Here is a 24,602-nt window from a genome sequence, read left to right on the forward strand (position 1 = left end):
TCGGCGGCTGGGTGGCGAACCTGACGGCCTGCACGCTTGCCGGCCCGGCGGGGCAGCAGGTGGCGCTCAGCTCCTCGGAGACCAGCCTGCTCGGCGCCTTCCTGAACGCGCCGAACCGGGTGCTGAGCCGGGCGCAGCTGCTCGATGCCACGCGCGGGCGCGCCGACGAGCCCTTCGACCGCTCGATCGACGCGCGGGTGTGCCGGCTGCGCCGCAAGCTCGAGGATGACAGCCACGCGCCCGAGCTGATCCGCACCGTCTATGGCGCGGGCTACATCCTGACGAGCGATGTCGACTGGCTGTGACGCGGCTCAGCGATAGGCGCGCAGATAGTGGTTCTCGAACATCCGCTTGAGCCAGTGCAGCGGCTTCAGCGCGGGCAGCACGATGTTGATCTTGCCACGACGGAACACGAGCATGCCGCGGTCGAGGCTGTCCATGATGCATACGAGCTCGGCCTCGAAGGCGGCCTTCGGTTCCTCGCCCTTCAGCGTCGCGGCGATGTTGGCGGCGACGGCCTTGGCCTGCAGGTCGGCCTGATGCGCCTGTTTCGGCATCCAGTCCGGCCCCGGGAAGCTGCCGGCATCGCCCGCGACCCAGATCCCGGGCCGGTCCGCCACCCGGCACAGCCCGTCGGACAGCACCATGCCGCCCGGCGAGAGCGGCAGATCGGCATTCGCGAGCCACGCCGGCCCGGTCATGCCGGGCTGGAACAGGATCAGGTCGGCCGCGATCTCGCCGCCCTCGGTCACCACCTTGGCGGGCTCGATCCGCACCATCTTGTGGCCCAGATGCGTCTCGACGCCGCGCTTCGCCATCTCCTTCAGGATGCCGTCGACGGCCTTCTCGCCAAGCCGCTGGCCGGGGCGGGACGAGGGGCTGAAGAACACCAGCCGGAACTTGTCGCGCCGGCCCTCGCGGCGCAACAGCGTGTCGAGGATGAAGAGATATTCGAACATCGGCCCGCCGCGCATCGCGCCCGGCTCATTCGGGTTCGTCGCCATGCCGATCGCGATCGTGCCGCCCTCCATCGCCTTCAGTCGCACCGCGATCTGCTCGGCGGCAAGGATGCCCTCGCAGGGGATGATGGCGTTCTCGACGCCGGGCAGCTTGCGGATGAAGCGGCCACCGGTGGCGATCAGGATCTGGTCGGCCATGATCGGGCCGGCATCGGTCTCGACCACCTTCTCGGCGGCCTTCATGCCGGTGACCGAGGCCTTGACGTGCTTCACCTGGTGGCGCGCGAAGAAGGCCGCGAGCGGCAGGCGCAGCGCCTCGGCCTTGCGCAGCCCGGCCGGGATCCAGATCGAGGAGGGCAGGTAATGCAGTTCCTCGCGCGGCGAGACGACGGTGATCTCGGCCTCGACCTTCTGGCGGCGCAGTTCGCGAACGGCGGTGAGGGCGGCAAAGCCCGAGCCGAGAATGGCAATTCTGGTCATGTGCTGGATCCGGGCTGAGATATTCGATCTCTGGAATGTAACTTTGCCGCAGCGCAGAAGCAAGCGCGGCGTCGTGGCGCAGGGGGCGCGGGGGATCAGCGGCGGCGCAGGGCGCGGGGCGGAATGCCGGCGCGGGCGCGCAGCTTGGCCACCACCCGGCGCGAGACGGTGATGCCCGCCTGCGCCAGTGCCTCGGCCAGTGCGCCGTCGGTCAGCGGTGCGCTTGGATGCTCGGCGCTGACCAGCGCGCGGATGCGGGCGATGACGGCGGGGCCGGCCTCGGCATTCTCGGCCTGGGCGACGGCGCGGCCGAAGAAGGCGGCCAGCGGTTCGGTCCCGCGGGGCGTCTCGGCCGAGCCCGCGGCGACCATCCGGCTGACTGTGCTTTCATGTAGCCCGATCGCCGCGGCGACGGCGCGGCGGGTCAGCGGGCGCAGCGCGGCGGGGCCGTCGCGCAGGAAGCCCGGCTGTTCGCGGGCGAGTGCCGTGCCAAGCGCCAGCAGCGCGGCGTTGCGCCGCTCGACCGCGGCAATCAGCGCCTGCGCGGCGCGGCGCTCGCCCGCCGGGCCGGTGATCGCGGCCAGCGCAAGGCGCGGCGCGGTCTCGCGGTTCAGCCGCACGGTCCAGCCCGCCCCCTCGGGGGCGAAGACGAGATCGGCGATGCGGGCGCGGGCAGGGGGTGTCGAAAAGCCCGCGGCGGGGCGCGGGGTCAGACCGCGCAACCGGGCGAGCAGCGGCGCAAGCGTGTCGGGCGCGAGCCCCGTGGCGCGGGCGAGTGCCGCGGGGCCGCCCTCGGCAAGGGCGGGCAGCGCCTCGAGGACGCGGCGCATCTCGGGCGCGATCGGGCCTTCCTCGGCCAGTTGCAGGGCCAGGCACTCGGCAAGCGAGCGGGCGAACAGCCCGCGTGGCTCGATCCGCTGCAGCTGTGCCAGCACCGCCTCGATATGCGCGGGCGGCAGGCCGAGGCGGGCGGCGATTGCCGGTGTCGGTGTTGCCAGAAACCCCTGCGCATCGAGCGCCTCGGCCAGCGCCAGCGCCACCGCGCGGTCGGCGGGGGCGGGAACAAGACCGGGCAGGCATTCGAGCACATGGGCGATGAGGGATGGCCCCTCATCGGCGATCTCGACATCCTCGAGCGCCGCGGCCCGCGGCAGTTCAAGCCGCAGGAAGGGGTTCTCGGCCGCCGCCTCGCGCAGGCTCTCGCCCAGATCGAGGTTCGACAGGCCGAGCAGGCCGATCGCGCGCACCAGGTCCTGGCTGAGGGTCAGCCGGGTCTGCTGGCGCAGCGCGATGTCCTGGCGCAGCTTCATCCGCGCGCGATCTCCTCGCCGCGCAGCACGCGGGCAAAGCCGCGGGCGATGCGCTGCTGATCGAGCGGGCCGGCGAGCGTGGCCATCGCCTCGGCATGCAGATCCTCGGCCAGCCGCACCCCGTCGGGCGGGGTGATCAGCGCACGCAGGAAGTCGAGGGTGAACTCCGGGTGGGCCTGCGACGAGATCGCCGGGAAGTCGGTGTAGAGAAAGCCGCCGTTCGGCGAGGCGGCGGTCGAGAACAGCCGCTCGGCCCGCGGCGGCGGCACCATGACCTGATCCTGATGGATCGACAGCGCGGGCAGCGCGCCCGGCCCGAAGACCGCCGCGCCGGTCGCGCTCAGGTCGTGGTCATGCCGGCCCACCACCCAGCCGTCGGGCGACTTGCGCACCTCGCCGCCGAAGGCCTGCGCCATCACCTGATGACCGAAGCAGACGCCGGCGAGCGGCACCCGCGCCGCGGCGATGCGCTGCAGCCCGGCGATCAGCGGCGCGATCCACGGCCGGTCCTCGTAGACCCCGGCGCGCGAGCCGGTGACGAGGAAGGCGTCGAAGGCGGTCAGATCCTCGGGCACCGTCTCGCCCTCGGCGATGAAGACACGGGTGAAGCGCGCCTCGGGCAGCACGGGGGCAAGCCAGCGCGAGAACATGTCGGCATAGCTGCCATGGACGGGCTCGAAGGCGGGGCCGGTGGTGTCGGTCTCGAGAATGCAGATCTTCATGGGGTCCTCGGAAGGGGCGGGGGGAGGCCCCCCGCCCGTTGCTCTCAGCTCAGTTCGATCCAGACGGATTTCGTCTGGGTGTATTGGGTCAGCGCCTCGAGGCACTTGTCGCGGCCGTTGCCCGATTGCTTGAAGCCGCCCCAGGGGGTGGTGGCATCGCCCGCCTCGTAGGCGTTGACCCAGACGATGCCGGCCTCGATCTCCTGCGCGAAGCGATGCGCGCTTTTCAGATTCGAGGTCCAGATCGCCGAGGCGAGGCCGTAGATCGTGTCGTTCGCGGTGGCAATCGCATGGTCGAGGTCGTCGACCGGGATGATCGAGGCGACCGGGCCGAAGATTTCCTCCTGCGCGATGGTCATCTTGTTCGACACCTCGGTGAAGAGCGTCGGCTCGACATAGCAGCCGGCGTTGAACCCCGCCGGCACGCCGCCGCCGAAGGCAAGCTTCGCCCCCTCGGCCTTGCCCTTCTCGATATAGCCGAGCACCCGCGATTGCTGCTCGGGGGTGACGAGCGGGCCCATGGTGGTCGCGGGGTCGAGCGGGTTGCCCGGCACATGCATGCCCTTCGCGGCCTCGGTGAAAAGCGCGACATAGTCGTCATAGACCTTGCGCTCGACGAGGATGCGCGAGCCGGCCGAGCAGACCTCGCCCTGGTTGCCATAGATGCCGGCGACGCCGAAGGTCGCGGCCTTCTCGAGATCGTCGCAATCGGCCAGCACGATCTGCGGCGACTTGCCGCCGCATTCGGTGGTGACGCGCTTCATGTTCGACTGGCCGGCATAGACCATCATCAGCTTGCCGACCTCGCCCGAGCCGGTGAAGCCGATCTTGTCGACATCCATGTGCAGCGCGAGCGGCTTGCCGGTTTCCTCGCCAAAGCCGGTGACGACGTTGAAGACGCCGGCGGGGCCGCCCGCCTCGCAGAAGAGCCTGGCGAGCAGAAGCGCCGAGAGCGGCGACTGTTCGGCCGGTTTCAGCACCACCGAGTTGCCGCACGACAGAGCCGGGGCCAGCTTCCACGCCGCCATCATCAGCGGGTAGTTCCACGGCACCACGATGCCGCACACGCCGAGCGGCTGGCGCAGGATGTAATGCAGCGCATCGGCCTTGGTCGAGGTGACGACGCCCTCCATCTTGTCGATGGTCTCGGCAAAGAAGCGGATCGTCATTAGCGAGCCGGGGATGTCGATGTTGAGCATGTCCGAGATCGGCTTGCCCATGTCGAGCGTGTCGAGAAGCGCGAAATCCTCGGCGTGCGCCTCGATCAGATCGGCGAAGCGGCGCATCACCGCCATCCGGTCCGAGGGCGCCATGCGCGACCACACGCCCGACTTGAACGCCTTCTTCGCGCTCGCGACGGCGCGGTCGACATCCTCGGCGGTGCCGCGGGCGACTTCGGCCACGACCTCGCCGGTGGCGGGGTTCACGGTCTCGAACTTGCCGCCCTTCACGGCATCGACGAAGGCGCCGTCGATGAACAGGCGGGTGTCGGGTTTCAGCGCGGCGGCGCGCGCCTGCCAGTCCTTCAGGGTCATGGTCATGGGGGAACCTCCTGTCATTTCTGTTTTGTGTCGCGGGTCGAGACCACCGAGACGACGATCAGCACCAGCGACAGCAGCACGATGATCGTGCCGACGGCGTTGATCTCGGGCGTCACGCCGCGGCGCAGGGTGGAATAGATGTACATCGGCAAGGTGTTGTCGCGGCCGGTCAGGAAGAAGGTGACCGGGATCTCGTCGAAGCTCAGCACGAAGCTCAGCATGCCGGCGCCGACGATGGCGGTGCGGATGTTGGGGAGCGTGATGTCGACGAAGCTGCGCCAGGGCGAGGCGCCCAGATCGAAGGCCGCCTCCTCGAGCGATTTCGGCAGCCGCTGCAGCCGGGCATAGACCTGGGTCACGACGACGCCCAGAAGCGCCGTGGCATGGCCGAGGATCACAGTTTCCAGGCTGAGCGGGAAGCCGATCAGCTTGAACATGTTCAGCATCGAGATGCCGGTGACGATGCCGGGCAGGGTGATCGGCAGCAGGATCAGGCGGCGGAACACCGTCTTTCCGGGGAAGTTGACCTTGTGCAGCGCGAGTGCCGCGGGCACGCCCACGCACAGCGTCAGGACCGTCGCCCCGGTCGCCACGTAGAAGCTGTTGCGGATCGCGGCGAGCAGGTCGCCGTTCGAGGCAAGCTTGACATACCAGTCGAGGGTGAAGCCCGACAGCGGCCAGGTCAGCGAGCGCGAGTCGTTGAACGAGAAGGCGATCAGCACCCAGATCGGGATGTAGAGGAACGCCATCAGCGCCGCGACGAAGGTCATGAAGGCGGTGTCGGCGCCATAGCGGGACACGAGGCCCGGGGCGCGGTTCGGTGATTGTGCCATGTCAGATCCCTCCCGTGGCGCCCTTGCGCTCCATCCGGTCGCTGAGCGAGACGATGGTCAGCACGACGACCAGCATCACGATGGCAAGCGCGGAGCCGAGCGGCCAGTTCAGTGCGGCCCCGAATTGCGTGGCGATGACGTTGGCGATCAGGTTGCCGTCCGGCCCGCCCACCAGGAAGGGCGCGATGAAGTCGCCGAACGACAGGCAGAAGGTCAGCGTCGCCCCCGCCGCGATGCCCGGTGCCGAGAGCGGCAGCGTCACCGTCCAGAAGCTGCGCCACGGCCCCATGCCCAGATCCGCCGCCGCCTCGGTCAGGTTCGCGGGGATCTTCTCGAGCGCGGTGTAGATCGGCATCACCATGAAGGGGATGAAGATATAGGTCAGCGTCACCACCATCGCGAACTGGTTGTAGAGGAAGATCGAGGAGGGCTCGTCGATCAGGCCGATCGATTTCAGGAACGAGTTCAGCACCCCCTCGGTGCCAAGGATGGTCTTCCAGACATAGGCGCGCAGCAGATAGCTGACCCAAAGCGGCGCGATCACCGCCATGTAGAGCCAGGTGCGCAGCTTGGCCGAGCGGCAGCGGAACACCAGCCAATAGGCGAAGGGATAGGCCAGCAGCAGCGAGGCCACCGACACCAGCACCGAGATCTTCAGCGTGCGCAGCAGCACCAGCACATATTGCGGGTCGGTGAAGAGGGTGACGTAATTGCCGAACTGGAAGGCCGGCACGAAGGTCGGGTATTTCTTCACCCAGAACGAGAAGGTGACGATGATCCCGTAGGGGAGCAGCATGAAGAGGGCGATCCAGAGCAGCGGAATGCCCAGCACCATCACCCCCGAGAGGTTGCGGCGGGCGTGGCTCACGGCGTGACCTCCCCCTCGAAGACGAAGACGTTGTGCGGCTCGACGGCAAGGCGCAGGCTTTGTCCGAGCGGCGGCACCGGGCTGAGCGCGAGGCGGTCGGGAAGTAGGCTGTCGGTATAGACGCGGCTGCCGTCCGCGAGCTCGACCGCAAGCCGCAGCCCGAGCCCGTAATAGATCACCTCGGCGACCCGGCCCTCGAGCACGTTTTCCGCGGTTTCGCCCTCGGCGAGCAGGCGCACCTTCTCGGGGCGGCAGCCGGCGGTGACGGTGCTGCCCGCGACCAGCGGCGCATCGACGATCGCGCTCAGCCGGCCGCCACCGATCTCGATCTCGGCGCGCTCGCCCGCACAGCGCAGGACGCGGCCGGGCAGGAAGTTGGTGGTGCCGATGAAATTCGCGACATAGGGCGAGGCGGGGTGGTCATAAAGCTCTTGCGGGCGGCCCTGCTGGGCGATGCGGCCCTTCTCCATCACCACGACGCGGTCCGACATGACGAGCGCCTCGGTCTGGTCATGGGTGACCATGACGAAGGTGATGCCGACCTTCTCGTGGAGGTGCTTCATCTCGATCTGCATCTGCTCGCGCAGCTTGGCGTCCAGTGCCGAGAGCGGCTCGTCGAGCAGCAGCACCTTCGGTTCGCGCACGATGGCGCGGGCAAGGGCGATGCGCTGGCGCTGACCGCCCGAGAGCTGCTGGGGACGCAGCTTCACCTTGTCGAAGAGACCGACGAGCTTGAGCGCATCATGCACCTTGGTCTCGATCTCGAGCCGGCCGAGGCCCTTGACCTTGAGCCCATAGCCGACGTTCTCGCCCACGGTCATGTGCGGGAAGAGGGCATAGTCCTGGAACACCATGTTGACCTCGCGCTTGTAGGGCGGGTCCCAGGTGACGTCCTTGTCGGCCAGGCGGATGGTGCCGTGGGTGGGCGTCTCGAAGCCGCCGATCATCCGCAGGAGCGTGGATTTCCCGCAGCCCGAGGGGCCGAGCAGCGTGACGAATTCGCCGTCCTCGACCGTCAGCGAGACATTGTCCACGCCGATGATCGTCGGGCTGTAGTGTTTGGAGATGTTCTCCAGTTCGATGATTGCGGCCATGTCGCCTTTCCCTGAAACGTGGCGCCCGGGCTCTCCTCCCCCGAAAACCCGGCGCCCTTTTGATTGGTGGCCCGGCCCGGGATGCCGCGCGGCACCCCGGATCGGGCGGGTCGTCATTGCGCCTTCACGGCGTTCCAGGCGTTGGTGTAGGCCTCGAAGCGGTCACCGAGCGGCTGCCAGACCATCAGGCTGTCGAGATAGGCCGGGTCGTCCTGATGCAGCGAGGTGAACTGTTCGGGCGTCATGCAGGCCTTGGCCGAGACCGGGTCGGTCACCGAATAGCCGTTGATGTTGGCGACACCGCACTGACCGAGCGGCGACAGCTGCATGTTCAGGAACTTGTAGGCGCATTCCTTGTTCGGCGTGCCCTTGACCACCATCCAGCTGTCCATCCAGCCCTCGGCGCCTTCCTTCGGGATGAACTCGGTGACCTTGATGCCCTCGGCCTTCAGCAGCCCCGACTGGTAGCCCGCCCAGGTGTTCGAGATCACCACTTCGCCGGCCTTGTAGAGGTCGACGAGCTCGCCCGCGGTGGCCCAGTACTTGCGGATCAGCGGCTTCTGCTCGAGCAGCTTCTTCTGCGCGGCGGCGATCTGCTCGTCGGTCAGGTTGTAGATGTCCATGTCGCCGTTCAGCCGCGCCGCGACATAGATCGAGGACTTGTCGTCCCACAGCGCGACCTTGCCCTTCAGCGCGGGGTTCCACAGGTCGGCGATCGAGGTCGGCGGCGTGGTGAAGGCGTCGTCGCGATACATGAAGGCGATCGCGCCCCAGACATAGGGCATGCCGTAATATTCGCCGTCCTTCTGGATCCCGTCGAGGTCGCGGAATTTCTTGTAGATGTTGTTCCACTCGCTGATCTTCGCGGTGTCGAGCGGCTCGACGAAGTCGAGGTCGATCATCAGCTTGGTGGTGTCGATCGAGGGGGTGATGAGGTCATAGACGCCACCGCCCGACATCAGCTTGGGCGCGAAGTCGTCGTTCGAACCGACATAGGTCGCGTTCACCTTGCAGCCCGACTCTTCCTCGAACTTCGAGATGAAGGAGGAGTCGGCATAGCCTTCCCAGGTCAGCACGTTGAGCGTGCCTTCGGCAAGCGCCGGGGCGGCGGTGGTCAGGGCGAGGGCGCCAAGCGCGCCGAGCAGGATCTTCCGGGTCATTTCGTGTCTCCACTGTTGGTTGAACGGCCGTTCACGGCTCTTTTCGGGTCTTTCGCGAGATGGTGCCGATATCGACACCCAGAGCGGCAGCGGCCTTGCGCTTGCTGCCGTGGATGCGGATCGCCTCTTCGATGATCCGCAATTCGTATTCCGCCAGGGCCTCGCGCAGCGGCAGGCCCTCGGGCGGGTCTTCCGCCCCGGCGACGGTCGGTGCCGTCGCCGGGGCCCGGACAGGCACGGCATCGAGGTCGATGGCCATCAATCGCCGCGGCAACTCGTCGATGTCGTCGCCGAGCACCGAGATCTGCTGCATCAGGTTCCACAGCTCGCGGATGTTGCCGGGATACTGGTAGGCACGCAGCCGCGCGCACAGATCCTCGCTGAGGTCGAGCGGCTGCGAGCGGCGCTGGTTGATCGCGGTGAGAAAGCGCTCGATCAGATGGTCGAGCAGCTCGGGCACCTCGCGCAGCGGCTTGATCGGCATGTTCACCACCGCCAGCCGGTAATAGAGGTCGAGGCGGAAGCGGCGCTCCTCGGCCATGGCGAGCAGGTCGCGGTTGGTGGCCGAGATCACCCGCACGCTGACCCGCCGCGGCCGGGTGCCGCCGATCCGCATTACCATCCCGTCCTCGAGAAAGGTCAGCAGCTTGGCCTGCAGCGGCAGGGGGATCTCGCCGATCTCGTCGAGGAACAGCGTGCCGCCCTCGGCCATCTCGATCAGGCCCTTCTTGCCCTCGGTCGAGGCGCCGGTGAAGGCGCCCTTCTCGTAGCCGAAGAGCTCGCTTTCGAACAGCGTCTCGGGGATCGCGGCGCAGTTGACCGCGATGAACGGGTCGGTGGCGTTCGACACGAAGGCGTGCAGGTGGCGCGCGATCTCGGTCTTGCCGACGCCCGACTCACCGGTGATGATGACCCGCGCGCCCTGCAGAAGCGCCCGCTCGCCGCGCGACATCATCCGGTCGAGCCAGGGCGACAGGTGGCGCTGGCGCGCGAAGTCGGGGCGCAAGCGGCGCTCGGCGGTGGTCGGGAAGGGCGCGGCGTCGCGCTGGCCCGCGGCCTGGCGGCGGGCATGGTCGAGCACCGCCAGATCGCGCAGGGTCAGCACATGGCCGCCGGTCGCGATCCGGCGCAGGGTGACGAGCACCGCCCCCACCGTGTCGCCGCGCAGCATCACCGAGCCGGTGCGCCCGGCCTCGATCATCTCCTCGACCGGCAGCCAGTTCAGCGCCGAGCCGGCACCGAGACGGGCCAGAGTCTGGCCCGGCGCGGTCGCCGCATCGAGCCCGCCGATCATCGCCGCCTCGCGGTTCAGATGGGTGACGGCGCCCGTGGCATCGAGCACGATCAGCCCGTCGGGCAGCGCATCGAGCGCGGTTTCAAGCGCGGGGGGCTGCGGGCGGGTGTGGCTGGTCATCGCGTCACCTCCCATCCCTCAGCGCTCCGCCCGGAAGCGCGCGATGCGCCCCGCGGGGGCGCCCGCGAGCGCCGGGCCGCGCTTCAGCCGCAGGCTGAGGACCAGGCACTCGGTTTCGCGCAGGCGCAGCGGCCGGGCCTGCATCTCGGCCCGCCCCCCGGTTTCCGAGCGCAGCGGCACCACCGTCCAGGTCCGGTCGGGATGGCCCGGCAGCCGCCCCGCCGCAGCCTCGAACAGCGTCTCGAGCGGCAGGGGCAGCTCGATGTAGTCGCCCAGTTCGCGCGTCGCATAGGCGTCGGTTGCCAGCGACAGCAGCTCCTCGGCCGCAAGGTTCGTGCGCAGCAGGTGCCCGGCGCGGTCGATCACCAGCACCGCATCGGGCAGCGCCGTCAGCACCGCCTCGAGCGCCTCGATCTCGTCGCGCAGCACCGCGGCGCGGCGGGCGTGTTTCGAGACGTCGCGCACCGTGCCCCACATCCGGGTCAGCCGGTTGCCGCGGATATGGCCGCGCACGTCGTTCTCGACCTCGATCCAGACCCCGTCATAGCGCAGATCGCGCGAGGGCGAGGCGGTGACGTCGAAGCTCGCGCGCACCAGACGGCGGACGAAATCCTCGTTTTCCGGCGTGCGCGGAAAGGTCTCGTGCACCGGCAGTTCGTTGAAGTCATGGCCGGGCGGGGCGCGGTAGAGCCGCGCCATCGCCTCGTTGCAGAAACGCCAGCGCGGGCCGTTCTCGAAGACCTGGCGGATCGTCTCCTGCTCGGGCGCGGACAGGTCGACGGGTTCGGCCCATTCCATGCACCAGCCCGCATCGTCCGAGGTGGCGAGGATCGAGGCGATCACCTCGTTCTCCTCGGCCAGCCGCTCGACCGCGTCGATCATCCCGCCGCGCGGCCATTTGAAGAGCCGCAGGCAGGGGCCCGCGAGCGGGTCCTCGACCCGCTCGATCACCGCCGTCACCGGCAGCAGCGCCGCGCCCGCACAGCGCAGCTCGAGCGCCAGCACCTGCGGCCAGGGGCCGGTGAGGGCAAACAGCGTCTCCAGCCGCTCGCGCGCGGCCAGCGGATAGATCAGCGACCACGGACGGCCGGCGGCCGCGCCCGGGTCAAGCCCGAGCGCGGCATCTTGCAGGGGACTCGCGCGCAGGATCGTCCCGTCGCGCGCGAGCCAGTCTTCCAGCATCGAACCTTGCGGTTCCCGTGCTCCCATCAAGTGATCTCCCCCGTCGGCCCCGCTCAGGGCACGCAATGCAAGTAGCGTTCCACATCCCAATTGGTGACCTCGCGCAGGAAGCGCGTCCACTCATCCTGCTTGTATTCGTCGAAGACGTCGTAGAGACGCCCCGGCAGTGCCGAGCGAATAACCTCGTCCTTTTCCAAAGCGGTCAGTGCATCGCGCAGATTGAGAGGGATGAGCTTGACCGGCTCGCCCGACTGCCAGACCTCGGTGACGTTACGCGATTCGGGGGCGCCCGGGTCGATCTTGTTGCGGATCCCGTCGTCCATCGCCTTCAGCAGCGCGCCGCAGAAGAGATGCGGGTTCACCATGCTGTCGACGGCGCGGAACTCGAACCGGTCGGGGGACGAGATGCGGATCGTGCAGGAGCGGTTCTGCAGACCCCAGTTCGCCCCGATCGGCGCCCAGAGGCCGAAGTCGTTGAAGCGGCGATAGGAGTTCACCGTCGAGGCGCCGATGCAGGTGAGCGCGTCGATGTGCTTGAGCGAGCCGCCGAGGATGTGGTGGCCAAGTTCCGTCGGCAGCCAGCCGCCGTCCTTGTTCTCGAACTCGTTCACCCCGCCCTTCGAGTAGTGCCACAGCTCTTCCATGCCCGGCAGCTCGCCCGGGATCAGCTGCTGCAGCTCGCGCGAGCCGCCGGTCCAGACCGAACAGTTGTGGTGGCAGCCGTTCGCAGCATAGCCCATGAAGGGTTTCGCCATGAAACAGGCAATCAGCCCGTTCTGCCGCGCCACCTCGGCGCAGATCTGGCGATAGGTCGTCATCCGGTCGCAAGTCGGCAGTGCGTCGTCGAACTGATAGTTCAGCTCGATCTGGCCGGGGGCGTCCTCGCAATCGCCCTGGATCATGTCGAGACCCATGGCGCGGGCGTAATCCGACACCTGCATCCAGATGTTGCGGGCGCTCTCGAACTGGCCGATGTGATAGGCATAGGCCTCGGTGATGCCCTCGTAGGGGCGGACCTCGCCATCCTTCGGCTTCAGCCACAGCATCTCGGGCTCGAGGCCGACGCGCAGCGTGAGGCCGTTATGCGCCTCGCGGAACTCGCGGTCGAAGCGCTTGAGGTTGCCGCGGGTGTCGTATTCGTAATGCTGGCCCGGGAAGTTCGGGTCTTCGAGGCTGTAGTAGAGCGTGCAGAAGACGCGCGCGACGCGCTTGTCCCAGGGCAGCTGGCAGAAGGTGTCGGGATCGGGCAGCGCGATGCATTCCATCGCGTTGCTGTCGAACCCGATCAGGTTGCCCTTGAAGTTCGGGGTGACGTCGGCGACGCCGCCCATCCAGGTCTGCACGCCCTTGCGCGCCTGGGTCTCCCAGTGCCGCGCCGGGGCGGCCTTGCCCATCACGCGGCCGGTGATCGAGATGTATTGGTAATAGATGTAATCGACGCCAAGCGCGTCGATCTTGCGGCGCACGCGCTCGACCAGCGCGGCGCGGCCGGGCGCCTCGATCTCGCGGTGATAGTCGGTGTCAGTGGTGGTCATGGTCGTCTCCCTGTTGTTCTGACCACTCAGCCTTCGAGATAGCGGGCGCGTTCTTCGGCGCTGACCGCTTTCGCGAGGCTGGCGTATTCGGCGCGGCAGGCGGCCGCGAAATTCTGGCAGAAGGCCTGCCCGAAGATGCGCGCGGCATCGGGCGAGGCGGCGAGGCGGTCGGCCGCCTCGGCAAGGTCGCGCGGAAAGCGTTGGGCACCCTCGGGCACGACATCGGGATGCGTGGCGGTGGCGGGGGCGGGGGTGGCAAGCTGCCGCTCGATCCCGTCGAGCCCCGCGCCCAGCATCAGCGCCAGCGTGAGATAGGGGTTGCAGTCGGCCGGCGGCACCCGGAATTCGAGCCGCGCGCGGTCGCCCGCATGGGGGGCCGAGCGCACCGCAACGGTGAACGGGTATTCGGCCCAGGTCAGCGATTTCGGCGCCCAGCTGCCCGGCGCAAGCCGGCGATAGGCGTTCACCGTCGAGGTGCACATCGCGAAGGCCTGCGGCACGATCTGCATCATGCCGGCGATGAACGAGCCCGCAAGCGCCGAGGTCTTCGCCTCGGGGGCCGAGAACAGGTTCTTGCCCGTCGCCTTGTCGCGCAGCGAGACGGTGCAGTGCCCGCCGATGCCGGGGTATTCGGCGCCGAGATAGGGCATGAAGCTCGCCGTCTTGCCCATCTTGCGGGCATAGGACCGCGCCGCCATGCGGAAGAAGGCGGCGTCATCGGCCGCGCGCAGCCCCTCGGCCGCGCCGAGCGTCGCCTCGAGGCAGCCCGGCCCGAGCTCGACGCCCAGACCGTAGAGCGCGACGTCATGGCCGAGGATCTCGGCCTCCATGCCGGCGATGAACGCGGCATGGGTGTTTGCCGTGGCGCCCGACCAGCACTTGTTGTCGGGGGCGAATTTCGCAAGGCCGGTGAAACCCTTCTCGCGCACCGAGGTGTCGGTCTCGTCGAGCACGATCACCTCGAATTCGAAGGCCGCGTCGACGGTGAAGCCCATGGCGGCGGCGCGGTCGATCTGCCGGCGCAGCACCTCGCGCGGCATCAGCTCCTTCGCGGCACCCGAGAGCTCGGCGATCACCGTGACGGCGCCGGGCTCGGACGGGTTGCGGCGCATCGAGCTCGGGTCGATCTCGACCGTCTCGGTGTAGAAGGCATCGCCGCCATAGAGGTTGTCGGCGCTGTCCCAATAGGCGAGGACGTTGGCAAAGCGCGCGTCCGTCGCCCAGTCGAGGAATTGCGGGCGGCGCAGCCGGCGTTCGCGGAACACCGAGGCATAGTCGAACTGGCCGACATGCACGATCTCGGCATTCAGGGCGTCAAGGGCGGCGGTCAGGTCGTGGGTCATCGGGGCCTCAGGCGGTAAGCGTTTCGGTCAGCGCTGCGTCAAGACGGGCGCGGGCCCTGGCGAGGGCGGCAGGGTTTGCGCCGAGGCCGAGCACGCCGACCGGCTCGCCCCCGCGCAGGTATTCGACGATCACCGGTGCGCGGCCGACGAGCGACAGCTCGCCTTCCAGCACCCGGCAGGCGTCGGCGAGATAGGGCGCGCCGAAGGCCTGCAGCCGCATCCCGTGCTGATCCGACCAGAACGAGGGCATCGGTGCGAAGCGGGTGGCAAGGGCCGTGCCCGCGGCTTCGGCGGCCAGCGTCTCGCCCACCCGTTTCGCGGTCTGGCCGGGCACGCACCAATGCTCGGTGCGGCGTGCCTCGGGGCCGAAGAGCGGGTTGACGAAGCGGGCGACGTCGCCCACCGCCATCAGCCCCTCGGCGCCGGGGGCGACCATCCGGTCGTCGACCAGCACGCCGTCGCGCAGATCGGCGCCCGATCCCGCAAGCCATTCGACATTCGGGTGCGAGCCGAGCGCCTCGACGATCACCTCGGCGGCAAGCGCCTGGCCGTCGTCGAGGATCACGCCCTCGTCCGAGAAGCCCGCGACCGAGCGGCCGGTGAGCAGCACGACGCCATGGGCGCGGTGCAGCGCCGCCATCGCCGCGGCGACGCGCGGGCCGAGGGCGCGCAGCATCGGTTGCGGCGAGGGCTCGACGATCGTCGCCTCGAGGCCGAGCTTGCGGCCGGTCGCGGCGATCTCGCAGCCGATGAAGCCGCCGCCGATCACCACCATCCGCGCGCCGGGGCGCAGGCTCGGGGCCAGGCGGACGAGGTCGTCGAAGCTGCGCAGCACGTGGCGGCGGGCCTCGGCGCCCGGCAGGGGCAGGCGGCGCGGGCGCAGCCCGGTTGCCGCGATCACCCGCTCGCCCGGCACCAGCGCGCCATCGGCGAGCCGCACGCCGCCCGGTTCGAGCGCCACCGCGCCCGACCCGAGACGCAGGCTCAGCGCCGCGGGCGAAAGCTTCGAGCGCAGCAGCAGCTTGCCGAACACCGCCTCGCGCGCCGCGGTGTCGCGGGCCAGCGTCTCGGCCGCGTCCTTCGACAGCGGCGGGCGGTTGTAGGGGGCGAGCGGCTCGTCGCCCACAAGGGTGATCCGCGCCGCGGGCAGGGCGGCGTGAACCGCCTCTGCCGTGCGCAGGCCCGCAAGCGAAGCCCCGACGATGGTGATGCGCGGCGCGGTCATGGCGTCAGCCGAGAAGGATCGCCTGCTCGGGGCAGGCATCGGCGGCGGCCTCGACATCGGCGCGCTGCGCCTCGTCCACTTCGGCGACCCAGACGAGCCCGCCGTCGTCGTCGAAGGAGAACACCTCCGGCGCGGCGATCACGCATTGGCCGTGCAGCAGGCAGATCGACATGTCGACATCAACTTTCATTTTCGCTTCCCTGTGTCTGATGGGGTCTGGGTGGCTTGGATCAGGCCGGATCGAAGGCGATCGGCAGGGTGATGGCGCCGGTGTTGCCGCTGTCGGCGAGCCACTTCACCTCGCCGTTGACGCGCGGGTTCTTCAGCCGCTGGGCAAGCAGCTTCAGTGCCTCGGTCATGTCGCCGCGGGCGATGAAATGGCCCAGGCAATGGTGCGCGCCGCCGCCAAAGCCGAAATGCGGCTTGCGCTCGGCGGTGATGTCGAAGCCGGGCTCGGGGAAGACCGCGGGGTCCGAGGTCGCCGATTGCGAGAACAGGTGGATCGTCGTGCCGGCCTTGATCGGCAGGTCGTTGTAGGTGAAATCCTCGGTCGCCTCGCGGGTGACCCAGGTCACCGTCGGACGCACGCGCATCACCTCCTCGACCGCGGCGCGGGCGAGATCGGGCTGTTCGGCCAGCAGCGCCCATTGCTCGGGGTGCTCGATGAAGGTCGCCATCGCCAGGCCGAGCTGGTTGCGGGTGGTGTCGATGCCGCCGAAGATCGCCAGAACGATCATGTCGAGCAGCTCCTGGTTCGAGAGCTGCGACTTGTCGGCATTGGCCTGCACCAGCATGCCGACGAAATCGTCCGACGGATTGGCGCGCTTCAGCGCCACCAGATCCTCGGCGTATTTCAGCAGTCGGGCGGTTGCCGCCTCGACCGTGGCGAGGTCCTGCTTGAAGGTCACGCCAAGCGCGAGGCCCATCTCGGCGGCGATGTCGGCAAGCTCGCGCCAGGTCTCGAAGGGCAGGCCGAGCAGGTCGCAGATGACGCCGGTGGCATAGGGTTCGGTGAACTCGGCGATGAAGTCGCATTCGCCCTTCGCGGCGAAGCCGTCGATCAGCTTGTTGGCGAGCGCCTGGAACTTCGGCCGCAGCTCGGTGATGAGCTTGGGCGAGAAGGCGGGGTTCGCCATCCGGCGCAGGCGCGAATGGGTCTCGCCCTCCTGCGACAGCAGCATCGCGCCCCACCAGCGGGCAAACAGACCGCCGTGCACGTCGCTCAGCTCGGGCCAGCGATAGGAGCCCTGGCGCAGCTTCGGATGGCGCAGCAGCTTCATCACGTCATCATAGCGCAGCACCGCGATGCCGTAGTTGGTGCGGGCATACCAGCTCGCCTCGCGGGCATCGAGAACCGCCTGCGAGCGGATCGAGAAGGTGGGGTCGGCAACGTCCAGATAGGGCGCTTCGGCGAGGGTTTCTTGCGTCATCGGCTCAGGCTCCGGTCAGGGGTGCGCGGTTCACCAGGCCATGATGCAAGTTGTGTTCCAAGATATTCCATGGCGGCGAAGAAAAACGCATCATTCTGAAAAACAAGGAAAAGAAATTTCTCGGCGCGGAGAGGGGCGGGGTTTCTTCCGCCCGACATGGCGGCGCCGGCCGCAGGCGATGCGTCGTTGCATCGCTGCATCGGGGCATCTGCGCATCACCTGCGGCGGTGCAGCCGGGGCACGGCGGGCAAAAAATCACGGATCCGTCCGCATTTTGGCCTGATTTTAGGTGAATGAGGCCTTAAGACTTTTTGCCAAACACCAAGGCCCGCCGGCAAAGCGCGGGCGCCAGAGCAGGACAGACCGATGACGAACCGCCCGAAAGCCGCCCTGCGTGGCCTTCTCCTTCTTGCCGCGCTGCTCGTGCCCGCCGTGGCCCGGGCCGAGATCGACTTTTCCGGGCGCTCGACGCTCGGCGTGGGGCGGTTCTTCAACAACGACTATCTGGGCGATGGCAAGGACCGCTGGCAGACCGGCAGCTACAACATCTCGGTGGTGCGCGGCGTGAGCTGGGACGGGGCGCTGCCCTCGCGCCCGTTCGAGATCATGGAATACCGCTTTGGCGCCTCGATCATCGCGCCCTCGGTGCTGAGCCACCCGCCGGCCGGCGATCGCCGCTATGCGGGCGTGCTGCATTTCGCCGCCAAGACCCAGTTCGAGCTGGCGCCGAAGGTCGAGACCGGGCTGGGCTTCGGTCTGGTCGCCGTCGGGCCCTCGACCGGCGTCTCGCACTTTCATGAATCCGTGCACCGGATCTTTTCGGCGCCGACCCCGAAGGTGGCGAAGGACCAGCTCGAGGATCACCTCTATCCGGTGATCGACGGCGAGATGGGCCGCAGCTTCGCCCTCGGCGCGCTCGATGCGCGGCCCTTCGTCGAGGCGCGGGCCGGGGACGAGACCCTGGTGCGCGCGGGGCTCGATCTTGCCTTCGGCATGCGCGAGCAGGGCGCGCTGTGGCTGCGCGACGAGATCACCGGGCAGCGCTATGTCGGCATCTCGGGCCAGTCCGAGCCGCTGGTGCCGAGCCTGGTGCTGGGCGCCGATGTCGCCCATGTCTTCGACAGCACCTATTTCCCCGCGGAGGATGGCGTCGATTTCGAGGGCACCCGCACCCGGCTGCGCGCGGGCGTCAGCCTGCGCTCCGAGACCTTCGGGCTGTTCTACGGCGTCACCTGGCTGTCGAAGGAATTCGAGGGTCAGCCCGAGGGTCAGCTCCTGGGCAGCCTGCGCGCGCGCGTCAACTTCTGACGCCGGGGACGGCGAGGGGGCGGCTGCGGCACGCTGCCACAACTGTTAACAAAAGGGATTCCCAAGGGAATTTCCCCATGTTAGCGTGCTCTCCAATCAAGGGTCAAAAGACCCCTATAAAACGAGCGCGGGACATACAGGCAATGAAAACGGGCTATCAGGGCACGTTTGTCATTTCATGGGCACAGACGGAGATCGACGGCGCGGCCGCTGCGCCGGCGTCGGCACTTGCCATCGGCTCCTGCTGGCGCTGGGGCGGCGAGGCGGTCTGCGTGGATGGCCCGCGCGGTCTTCTGCTGCTCGGTCGGGCCGAGGGCGAGGCCGAGGTGCGGCTGCGTGCGGCGAAGATGGTGCGCCGGCTGCTGGGCGCGGCCCTCGAGGAGGCGCCGCTGCCCGAAGACCCGTTGCAGGCGGCGCTGCCCGAGCTTCCCGATCAGAGCTTCACCGTGACCGACGGCCATGCCGCCTGGGTGGTGACGCTGGTCGAGGTGGCGACGGGGGGCGCACGGCTGCTGATGTTCTCGGGAGGAGTGCCGCCGCGCGGCGCCGATCTGTGGGTCGTCGAGGTCGGGCTCGACACCCGGCCCGAACCGGCGCGGCTGCCGCCGCCCGGCGTGATCTGCTTCACCCCCGGCACGCTGATCGACACGCCGGACGGGCCGCGCCCGGTCGAGGCGCTGCGCCCGGGGGACCGGGTGCTGACCCGCGACGACGGCGCGCAGGAGCTGCTGTGGATCGGCTCGCGGCGGATGACCGGGGCGCGGCTGCATGCGCTGCCGCATCTGTGCCCGGTGCGGATCCGCGCCGGCGCCTTCGGCATCGGCCGACCGACCGGCGACCTGATCGTCTCGCCGCAGCACCGGGTGCTGATCCGCGGCCCGCAGGCGCGGGCGCTGTTCAACGAGGCCGAGGTGCTGGTGCAGGCCTGTGACCTAGTCAACGGCGGCTCGGTGCGGGTCGAGCAGGGGCTGGCGGGGCTGCACTACATCCATCTGCTGTTCGCCCGCCATCAGGTGATCCGCGCGAACGGGATGGAGAGCGAGAGTTTCCACCCGGCCTCGACCGCGCTCGAGATGATATCCGAACCGCAGCGGGCGGGGCTGCTGGCGCTGCTGCCCGAGATCGCCACCGATCCGCTGGGCTATGGCGCCTTCGCGCGGCGCGCGCTGAGCGGGTCCGAGGCGGCGATCCTGCGCCACGATCTGGCTGCCTGAGGGCGGGCCGGGCAGGGGGCGCTGCCCCCTCCGGCGCCGCGGGCGCCGTCACCCCCGAGGTATTTTCGGCAAGGAGAACGCCGGGCGAGGGGGCAGGGCATTCGGGCATTGACTCCGGTCAGGCGGGCTGTATAAGCCCCGCCAGTCCGGATGGCTGCGGTCTTCCGGATTTCATTGGTGTTGGTGGACCCCGCGAGGGGAAACCTGTCGCCCGAGGTCTCGCGGATGGGGCCGAGGGAGGAGGACAACGCCCTTCGGAACACATGAAGGAGATCAGCCGTGACCAAACGCACGTCTGCCAAGTACAAAATCGATCGCCGCATGGGCGAGAACATCTGGGGCCGCGCCAAGTCGCCGCTGAACAAGCGCGAATACGGCCCGGGCCAGCACGGCCAGCGCCGCAAGGGCAAGCTGTCGGACTTCGGTACCCAGCTGCGCGCCAAGCAGAAGCTCAAGGGCTACTACGGCGACCTGACCGAGAAGCAGTTCCGCCGCATCTACGGTGAAGCCGAACGCGTCAAGGGCGACACCGGCGAGAACCTGATCGGCCTGCTCGAGCGCCGTCTGGACGCGGTCGTCTATCGCGCCAAGTTCGTGCCGACCGTCTTCGCCGCCCGTCAGTTCGTCAACCACGGCCACGTGACGGTGAACGGCAATCGCGTCAACATCGCCTCCTACCGTGTGAAGGAAGGCGACGTGATCGCGGTTCGCGACAAGTCGCGTCAGCTCGCGCTGGTGCTCGAGGCCGTGCAGTCGGGCGAGCGTGACGTTCCGGATTACCTGGAAGTCGACCACAACAAGATGACCGCGACCTTCGTCCGCACCCCGGCTCTGGGCGACGTGCCCTACCCGGTGCAGATGGAACCGAACCTGGTCGTCGAATTCTACGCGAAGAACTGATCTCTCGGTCTTCGCCGATCTTGCGGGGCCGTCCTTCGGGGCGGCCCTTGCCTTTTGCGCGCCCGCAGTGGCGCGGCGGGCGGGCTGCGACGCAAGTAGCCCTTCCCATGTGCCCCCGCCCCGGCTAATACGGCGGCGAGAGCAAGGAACCCCGCCATGAACGACCTGATCCGCCCGAAGCCCGGCATCCTCGACATCGCCCTCTACGAGGGTGGCGCGGCGCATGTCGCTGGGCTCAGCGATGCGATCAAGCTGAGCTCGAACGAGAACCCGTTCGGCCCTTCCGACAAGGCGAAGGAGGCGTTCTCGCGCGCCGTGCACAAGCTCAACCGCTATCCCTCGACCGACCATGCCGGGCTGCGCCAGGCGATCGGCGATGTGCACGGGCTCGACCCGGCGCAGATCATCTGCGGCGTCGGCTCGGACGAGCTGATCCGGATGATCGTCAACGCCTATGCCGGACCGAAGGACGAGGTGCTGTTCACCGAGCACGGTTTCCTGATGTATCGCATCGCGGCGCTTGGCGCGGGGGCGACCCCGGTCGCGGTGGCCGAGCGCGAGCGCACCACCGATGTCGACGCGCTGCTGAAGGCCTGCAACAAGAAGACGAAGCTCGTCTTCCTGGCGAACCCGAACAACCCGACCGGCACGATGATCGGTCTGGCCGAGCTCGAGCGTCTGGCCATGGGGCTGCCGAAACAGGCGATCCTGGTCATCGACGGCGCCTATGCGGAATATGTCGAGGGTTATGACGGCGGGGCGGAACTGGCGACGCGGCTGCCCAACGTGTTCATGACCCGCACCTTCTCGAAGATCTACGGGCTCGGCGGGCTGCGCATCGGCTGGGGCTATGGCCCGCGCCACATCATCGACGTGCTGAACCGCATCCGCGACCCGTTCAACCTGTCGACCGCGCAGCTCGAGACCGCCGAGGCGGCGATGCGCGATCAGGACTGGATCGCGCGCTGCCGCGATGACAACACCCGGCTGCGCGGCTGGCTGGCCGAGGCGCTGGCCGAGAGGGGCGTGCCGTCGGACACCTCGACCGCGAACTTCATCCTCGCCCGTTTCGGCTCGGAAGAAGAGGCGACGGCCTGTGACGAGTTCCTGAAGAAGGACGGGCTGATCGTGCGCCGCGTCGGTGGCTATGGCCTGCCGCATTGCCTGCGCATCACCGTGGGCGACGAACCCTCGTGCCGGCGCGTGGCGCATATGATCGGCCAGTTCAAGGCGGGTGCGACGGCATGACGGAATACAGGCGCGTCGCGCTGATCGGCCTTGGGCTGATCGCCTCCTCGATGGCGCATGCGATGCGCGAGAAGGGGCTGGCCGGAGAGATCGTCGGCCATGCCCGCTCGGCCGAGACGCGGGCGACGGCGCGCGAGATCGGTCTGGTCGACCGGGTCTGCGACACCGCGGCCGAGGCGGTGCAGGGCGCCGACCTTGTCGTGCTGGCCGTGCCGGTCGGTGCCATGGGCGCGATCGCGGCCGAGATCGCCCCGCATCTGGCCGAGGGCGCGACCATCACCGATGTCGGCTCGGTCAAGCAGGCGGTGATCGAGGCGGTGGCGCCGCATCTGCCGGGCCATGTGCACTTCATCCCCGGCCACCCGCTTGCCGGCACCGAGCATTCGGGGCCGCGCTCGGGCTTTGCCACGCTCTTCGTCAACCGCTGGTGGCTGCTCACGCCGCTCGAGGCGACGGAGCCCGCGGCGCTTGCGCGGCTGCGCGGCTTCCTGACCGGTCTTGGCGCCAATGTCGACGAGATGGACGTGCATCGCCACGATCTGGTGCTGGCCGTCGTGTCGCACACGCCGCACCTCATCGCCTACACCATGGTGGGGGTCGCCGATCACCTGCGCCGGGTGACGCATGAAGAGGTGATCAAGTATTCCGCCTCGGGCTTTCGCGACTTCACCCGCATCGCGGCCTCGGACCCGACGATGTGGCGTGACGTGTTCCTGACCAACCGCGAGGCGACGCTCGACATCCTCGGCCGGTTCACCGAGGAGCTGTTCATGCTCCAGCGGGCGATCCGGATGGGCGACGGCGACATGCTGTTCGACTATTTCACCCGCACCCGCGAGATCCGCCGCGGCATCATCGAGGCCGGTCAGGACACCGCCGCCCCCGACTTCGGCCGTGGCGCGCCGGTGCCGGAGAAGAAGGCATGATGCGGCGGGCGGCGGGCGCTTTCGCGCTGCTCGCAAGCCTGACAGCAGGCCTGGCCCATGCCGAGGCGCCCGGCGCCTCGCCGCGCCCCGTGGCGCGCCCGGCCGATGCCGCCCCCGCGCCCGCGCCCGACGCCCCGCTTCTGCTGGCGGCGGCCGTGCCGGTGCGGCCGCAGGCCCGTCCGGCGGCACTGGTGCCCGAGGCCGGACCGGCCGCCGGGGCCAGCCTTGCCGCGGGGGCGCTTGCCCCCGAACCCGAGACCGCCTCGCTGGCGCTCGCCGCCTTGCGGCCGCTGCCGAAGCCCGCGGTGGTGCGGGCCGCGACGGCCGCCGCCCCGCGGGAACAACTGATCCAGGTCTCGGGGGCCGGTCCGGCCAAGCGTCTTGCCGCGCCCGGGCGCAGCGGCGCGCTGTGCGGCGTGCCGGGGCTGACCGGCCATCCGATCGCGCCCATTGCCTCGCGGGTGCAGGGCTGCGGCCTGCCCGACGGGGTCGAGGTCACGGCGATCTCGGGGATTCCGCTGTCGCTGCCGATCCAGGTCGATTGCGGCACTGCGGTGGCCTTCAAGCGCTGGATCGACCGCGGCATCGTGCCGGCCGTGGGCAACCGCGGTGGCGGGCTTGCGCGGATCGAGGTGGCGGGCTCCTACATGTGCCGGCCGCGCAACAACCAGCGCGGGGCGAAAGTGTCCGAGCATGGCCGCGGCCATGCCGTCGACCTGTCGGGCCTGCGGCTGCGCAACGGCCAGACGATCACCGTGCTCGCCGGCTGGAAGAGCGACGCGCGGCTGCTGAAGGCGGTGCATGCCTCGGCCTGCGGCACCTTCGGCACGGTGCTCGGCCCGAAGTCGGACCGCTTCCATCAGGACCATATCCACGTCGACACCGCGGCGAACCGCGGCGGGCCCTACTGCCGCTGAACCAGCACCGGCGCGCGGCCAAGCGGCACCGGGCCGAGGCTCATCCGCCCCTGCGCGAAGGCGAGCGGCACCTCGACGGCGCCATCCTTTGACTGCTGTGCCAGATAGGCGCCGAGCGTGGTCAGCATCGGCACCCGTTTCGCCTCGACCAGCCCCGCCGCCACCGCGACCTTCAGCCAGGCGGCCCAGTCCCTGGTCGAGAGCGTGATCGTGCCCTCGGGCCGGCCCTTGGCGTCGATGGTGAGCGCGCCGCGGGCATCCAGCGCCCGCCCGCCCCAGGTCAGATGCGCGTCGGTCAGATCGAGCGCGGTCAGCTCGGGCATCCGCTCGGCCACCAGCGCGGGCGGGGTATCAAGGCTTGCCGTCGCATCGACCGTCACCGTCTCGATCACGTCGGGCAGGCCCGCGCCGGGGGCGAGGCTGTCGGTCAGCCCCTCGGGCAACGCCAGCGCCGTGGCCCCGGCGACGATCTGCCAGCGCCCGTCTCCGGCCCGCGTCGCGATGGCGGTCACGTCCTGTGCCGCCAGCGCGGGCGTGCTGGCGTCCTCGGCGCTCAGCCGCGGCGCGTCGAGGGTCAGCGTCGCGCGGCGCAGCGGCAGCGCGGCGCCCAGCCCGAGGCCCAGCGTCGCGACGCTGTCGGTGGCGGCAAGGGTGAAGCGCTGCCCGGCAAGCGTCAGCTTTTGCGGCGCGGTTGCGGCGATGCGCCAGTCGAGCGGCGCCCAGAGCGGCGCGGCGAGTTCGGCCGAAGGCGCCTGCCAGCGCCCGCCCGCCTCGGGGAAATCGAGCGCGGGCGCCGTGACCTCGGCGCCGATGCGTAGCGGAAAGCCCGCCGCGCTGACCGAGGCCGCGCCACCGCGCCCCTCGGCCGCAAGGCGGGCAAAGCCCTCGGCCGCCTGCCGGGCGAGCAGCGTGCCGCCACCCCAGCTTGCCGCCGCACCAAGGGCCGCGAGGGCCGTGATCGCTCCGAGCCAGCGCATCGCCGCCCCCTTCCCA

Annotated in this window: 23 protein-coding genes; 7 read left to right on the forward strand and 16 right to left on the reverse strand. The window is 69.3% G+C overall.

Translation table 11 applies throughout. From position 1 onward, the window contains the following. The first annotated feature begins 59 nt into the window (after positions 1–59). Positions 60–305, forward strand: a complete 246-nt coding sequence (locus AC0QTQ_RS04640; protein WP_480259194.1) for a winged helix-turn-helix domain-containing protein — start codon at positions 60–62, stop codon at positions 303–305. Positions 306–311: 6 nt separating this feature from the next. Here AC0QTQ_RS04640 and AC0QTQ_RS04645 read toward each other — a convergent pair whose 3' ends face one another. The 15 genes from AC0QTQ_RS04645 to AC0QTQ_RS04715 all read right to left on the reverse strand — a co-directional run bounded on the left by AC0QTQ_RS04645 (position 312) and on the right by AC0QTQ_RS04715 (position 17,096). Then, positions 312–1,439: an NAD(P)/FAD-dependent oxidoreductase gene (locus AC0QTQ_RS04645; protein ID WP_480258486.1), complete on the reverse strand. Its 1,128-nt coding sequence runs from the start codon at positions 1,437–1,439 to the stop codon at positions 312–314. 95 nt (positions 1,440–1,534) lie between these two features. After that, positions 1,535–2,749: an RNA polymerase factor sigma-54 gene (locus AC0QTQ_RS04650; RefSeq protein WP_480258489.1), complete on the reverse strand. Its 1,215-nt coding sequence runs from the start codon at positions 2,747–2,749 to the stop codon at positions 1,535–1,537. Continuing rightward, the gene (locus AC0QTQ_RS04655; protein WP_480258491.1) at positions 2,746–3,471 is read right to left on the reverse strand and encodes a type 1 glutamine amidotransferase; all 726 of its coding nucleotides are present in this window, start codon (positions 3,469–3,471) and stop codon (positions 2,746–2,748) included. Before AC0QTQ_RS04655 ends, AC0QTQ_RS04650 begins: the two co-directional genes overlap by 4 nt. Positions 3,472–3,515: 44 nt before the next feature. After that, complete coding sequence (locus tag AC0QTQ_RS04660) at positions 3,516–5,012, reverse strand: aldehyde dehydrogenase (protein ID WP_480258492.1); 1,497 nt, start codon at positions 5,010–5,012, stop codon at positions 3,516–3,518. Positions 5,013–5,026: 14 nt separating this feature from the next. Beyond that, positions 5,027–5,845 (reverse strand): ABC transporter permease, encoded by an 819-nt coding sequence (locus tag AC0QTQ_RS04665; RefSeq protein ID WP_480258493.1) that lies wholly within the window; start codon positions 5,843–5,845, stop codon positions 5,027–5,029. 1 nt (position 5,846) lies between these two features. After that, positions 5,847–6,713, reverse strand: coding sequence for an ABC transporter permease (locus tag AC0QTQ_RS04670; RefSeq protein ID WP_220668806.1), 867 nt, complete (start codon positions 6,711–6,713; stop codon positions 5,847–5,849). Next, positions 6,710–7,807 carry an ABC transporter ATP-binding protein gene (locus AC0QTQ_RS04675; RefSeq protein WP_480258495.1) on the reverse strand — a complete coding sequence of 366 codons (1,098 nt, stop codon included), beginning with the start codon at positions 7,805–7,807 and terminating at the stop codon, positions 6,710–6,712. Before AC0QTQ_RS04675 ends, AC0QTQ_RS04670 begins: the two co-directional genes overlap by 4 nt. A 113-nt stretch (positions 7,808–7,920) precedes the next feature. Further along, positions 7,921–8,967, reverse strand: a complete 1,047-nt coding sequence (locus AC0QTQ_RS04680; RefSeq protein ID WP_480258496.1) for an ABC transporter substrate-binding protein — start codon at positions 8,965–8,967, stop codon at positions 7,921–7,923. 31 nt (positions 8,968–8,998) lie between these two features. Continuing rightward, on the reverse strand, positions 8,999–10,381 hold the full coding sequence (locus AC0QTQ_RS04685; RefSeq protein ID WP_480258498.1) for a sigma-54 interaction domain-containing protein: 1,383 nt from the start codon (positions 10,379–10,381) through the stop codon (positions 8,999–9,001). A gap of 18 nt (positions 10,382–10,399) precedes the next feature. Then, positions 10,400–11,590: a PAS domain-containing protein gene (locus tag AC0QTQ_RS04690; protein ID WP_480258500.1), complete on the reverse strand. Its 1,191-nt coding sequence runs from the start codon at positions 11,588–11,590 to the stop codon at positions 10,400–10,402. Between the two features lie 26 nt (positions 11,591–11,616). Next, positions 11,617–13,098, reverse strand: a complete 1,482-nt coding sequence (locus AC0QTQ_RS04695) for a glutamine synthetase family protein (protein ID WP_121530200.1) — start codon at positions 13,096–13,098, stop codon at positions 11,617–11,619. Between the two features lie 26 nt (positions 13,099–13,124). Then, a complete protein-coding gene (locus tag AC0QTQ_RS04700; protein WP_480258502.1) occupies positions 13,125–14,441 on the reverse strand; it encodes a type I glutamate--ammonia ligase in 1,317 nt (438 codons plus the stop codon). Between the two features lie 7 nt (positions 14,442–14,448). After that, positions 14,449–15,666: an NAD(P)/FAD-dependent oxidoreductase gene (locus AC0QTQ_RS04705; RefSeq protein ID WP_480258504.1), complete on the reverse strand. Its 1,218-nt coding sequence runs from the start codon at positions 15,664–15,666 to the stop codon at positions 14,449–14,451. A 4-nt stretch (positions 15,667–15,670) separates the two neighbouring features. Then, positions 15,671–15,856, reverse strand: a complete 186-nt coding sequence (locus AC0QTQ_RS04710; RefSeq protein WP_121530203.1) for a ferredoxin — start codon at positions 15,854–15,856, stop codon at positions 15,671–15,673. A gap of 40 nt (positions 15,857–15,896) precedes the next feature. Continuing rightward, on the reverse strand, positions 15,897–17,096 hold the full coding sequence (locus AC0QTQ_RS04715; protein ID WP_480258506.1) for a cytochrome P450: 1,200 nt from the start codon (positions 17,094–17,096) through the stop codon (positions 15,897–15,899). A 366-nt stretch (positions 17,097–17,462) separates the two neighbouring features. Between AC0QTQ_RS04715 and AC0QTQ_RS04720 the strand changes: the two genes are divergently transcribed. The 6 genes from AC0QTQ_RS04720 to AC0QTQ_RS04745 all read left to right on the forward strand — a co-directional run bounded on the left by AC0QTQ_RS04720 (position 17,463) and on the right by AC0QTQ_RS04745 (position 23,609). Next, positions 17,463–18,404, forward strand: coding sequence for a lipid A-modifier LpxR family protein (locus tag AC0QTQ_RS04720; protein ID WP_480258507.1), 942 nt, complete (start codon positions 17,463–17,465; stop codon positions 18,402–18,404). A 143-nt stretch (positions 18,405–18,547) separates the two neighbouring features. Then, complete coding sequence (locus tag AC0QTQ_RS04725) at positions 18,548–19,618, forward strand: Hint domain-containing protein (RefSeq protein WP_480258508.1); 1,071 nt, start codon at positions 18,548–18,550, stop codon at positions 19,616–19,618. A gap of 279 nt (positions 19,619–19,897) precedes the next feature. Beyond that, on the forward strand, positions 19,898–20,518 hold the full coding sequence (rpsD, locus tag AC0QTQ_RS04730; RefSeq protein ID WP_480258510.1) for a 30S ribosomal protein S4: 621 nt from the start codon (positions 19,898–19,900) through the stop codon (positions 20,516–20,518). A 156-nt stretch (positions 20,519–20,674) separates the two neighbouring features. Then, on the forward strand, positions 20,675–21,766 hold the full coding sequence (hisC, locus tag AC0QTQ_RS04735; RefSeq protein WP_480258511.1) for a histidinol-phosphate transaminase: 1,092 nt from the start codon (positions 20,675–20,677) through the stop codon (positions 21,764–21,766). Further along, positions 21,763–22,692: a prephenate/arogenate dehydrogenase family protein gene (locus tag AC0QTQ_RS04740; RefSeq protein ID WP_121530209.1), complete on the forward strand. Its 930-nt coding sequence runs from the start codon at positions 21,763–21,765 to the stop codon at positions 22,690–22,692. The genes hisC and AC0QTQ_RS04740 overlap by 4 nt, the downstream gene beginning before the upstream one ends. Then, positions 22,689–23,609 (forward strand): extensin-like domain-containing protein, encoded by a 921-nt coding sequence (locus AC0QTQ_RS04745; protein ID WP_480258513.1) that lies wholly within the window; start codon positions 22,689–22,691, stop codon positions 23,607–23,609. Before AC0QTQ_RS04740 ends, AC0QTQ_RS04745 begins: the two co-directional genes overlap by 4 nt. On the opposite strand, the gene AC0QTQ_RS04750 is transcribed toward AC0QTQ_RS04745, so the two are convergent. Further along, entirely contained in the window at positions 23,597–24,586 is a 990-nt protein-coding gene (locus tag AC0QTQ_RS04750; RefSeq protein WP_480258515.1) for a DUF2125 domain-containing protein, read from the reverse strand. The two genes, AC0QTQ_RS04745 and AC0QTQ_RS04750, sit on opposite strands and share 13 nt — an antisense overlap. Positions 24,587–24,602: the final 16 nt, after the last annotated feature.

This window comes from Paenirhodobacter sp. YD-8, assembly GCF_056590935.1.

What these genes read in the sequence shown, in the direction of transcription:
- AC0QTQ_RS04645 (WP_480258486.1), bottom strand. Translation starts at nt 1,439, where the DNA reads ATGACCAGAATTGCCATTCTCGGCTCGGGCTTTGCCGCCCTCACCGCC.
- AC0QTQ_RS04650 (WP_480258489.1), bottom strand. Translation starts at nt 2,749, where the DNA reads ATGAAGCTGCGCCAGGACATCGCGCTGCGCCAGCAGACCCGGCTGACC.
- AC0QTQ_RS04655 (WP_480258491.1), bottom strand. Translation starts at nt 3,471, where the DNA reads ATGAAGATCTGCATTCTCGAGACCGACACCACCGGCCCCGCCTTCGAG.
- AC0QTQ_RS04660 (WP_480258492.1), bottom strand. Translation starts at nt 5,012, where the DNA reads ATGACCATGACCCTGAAGGACTGGCAGGCGCGCGCCGCCGCGCTGAAA.
- AC0QTQ_RS04665 (WP_480258493.1), bottom strand. Translation starts at nt 5,845, where the DNA reads ATGGCACAATCACCGAACCGCGCCCCGGGCCTCGTGTCCCGCTATGGC.
- AC0QTQ_RS04675 (WP_480258495.1), bottom strand. Translation starts at nt 7,807, where the DNA reads ATGGCCGCAATCATCGAACTGGAGAACATCTCCAAACACTACAGCCCG.
- AC0QTQ_RS04680 (WP_480258496.1), bottom strand. Translation starts at nt 8,967, where the DNA reads ATGACCCGGAAGATCCTGCTCGGCGCGCTTGGCGCCCTCGCCCTGACC.
- AC0QTQ_RS04685 (WP_480258498.1), bottom strand. Translation starts at nt 10,381, where the DNA reads ATGACCAGCCACACCCGCCCGCAGCCCCCCGCGCTTGAAACCGCGCTC.
- AC0QTQ_RS04690 (WP_480258500.1), bottom strand. Translation starts at nt 11,590, where the DNA reads ATGGGAGCACGGGAACCGCAAGGTTCGATGCTGGAAGACTGGCTCGCG.
- AC0QTQ_RS04695 (WP_121530200.1), bottom strand. Translation starts at nt 13,098, where the DNA reads ATGACCACCACTGACACCGACTATCACCGCGAGATCGAGGCGCCCGGC.
- AC0QTQ_RS04700 (WP_480258502.1), bottom strand. Translation starts at nt 14,441, where the DNA reads ATGACCCACGACCTGACCGCCGCCCTTGACGCCCTGAATGCCGAGATC.
- AC0QTQ_RS04705 (WP_480258504.1), bottom strand. Translation starts at nt 15,666, where the DNA reads ATGACCGCGCCGCGCATCACCATCGTCGGGGCTTCGCTTGCGGGCCTG.
- AC0QTQ_RS04710 (WP_121530203.1), bottom strand. Translation starts at nt 15,856, where the DNA reads ATGAAAGTTGATGTCGACATGTCGATCTGCCTGCTGCACGGCCAATGC.
- AC0QTQ_RS04715 (WP_480258506.1), bottom strand. Translation starts at nt 17,096, where the DNA reads ATGACGCAAGAAACCCTCGCCGAAGCGCCCTATCTGGACGTTGCCGAC.
- AC0QTQ_RS04720 (WP_480258507.1), top strand. Translation starts at nt 17,463, where the DNA reads ATGACGAACCGCCCGAAAGCCGCCCTGCGTGGCCTTCTCCTTCTTGCC.
- AC0QTQ_RS04725 (WP_480258508.1), top strand. Translation starts at nt 18,548, where the DNA reads ATGAAAACGGGCTATCAGGGCACGTTTGTCATTTCATGGGCACAGACG.
- hisC (WP_480258511.1), top strand. Translation starts at nt 20,675, where the DNA reads ATGAACGACCTGATCCGCCCGAAGCCCGGCATCCTCGACATCGCCCTC.
- AC0QTQ_RS04740 (WP_121530209.1), top strand. Translation starts at nt 21,763, where the DNA reads ATGACGGAATACAGGCGCGTCGCGCTGATCGGCCTTGGGCTGATCGCC.
- AC0QTQ_RS04745 (WP_480258513.1), top strand. Translation starts at nt 22,689, where the DNA reads ATGATGCGGCGGGCGGCGGGCGCTTTCGCGCTGCTCGCAAGCCTGACA.
- AC0QTQ_RS04750 (WP_480258515.1), bottom strand. Translation starts at nt 24,586, where the DNA reads ATGCGCTGGCTCGGAGCGATCACGGCCCTCGCGGCCCTTGGTGCGGCG.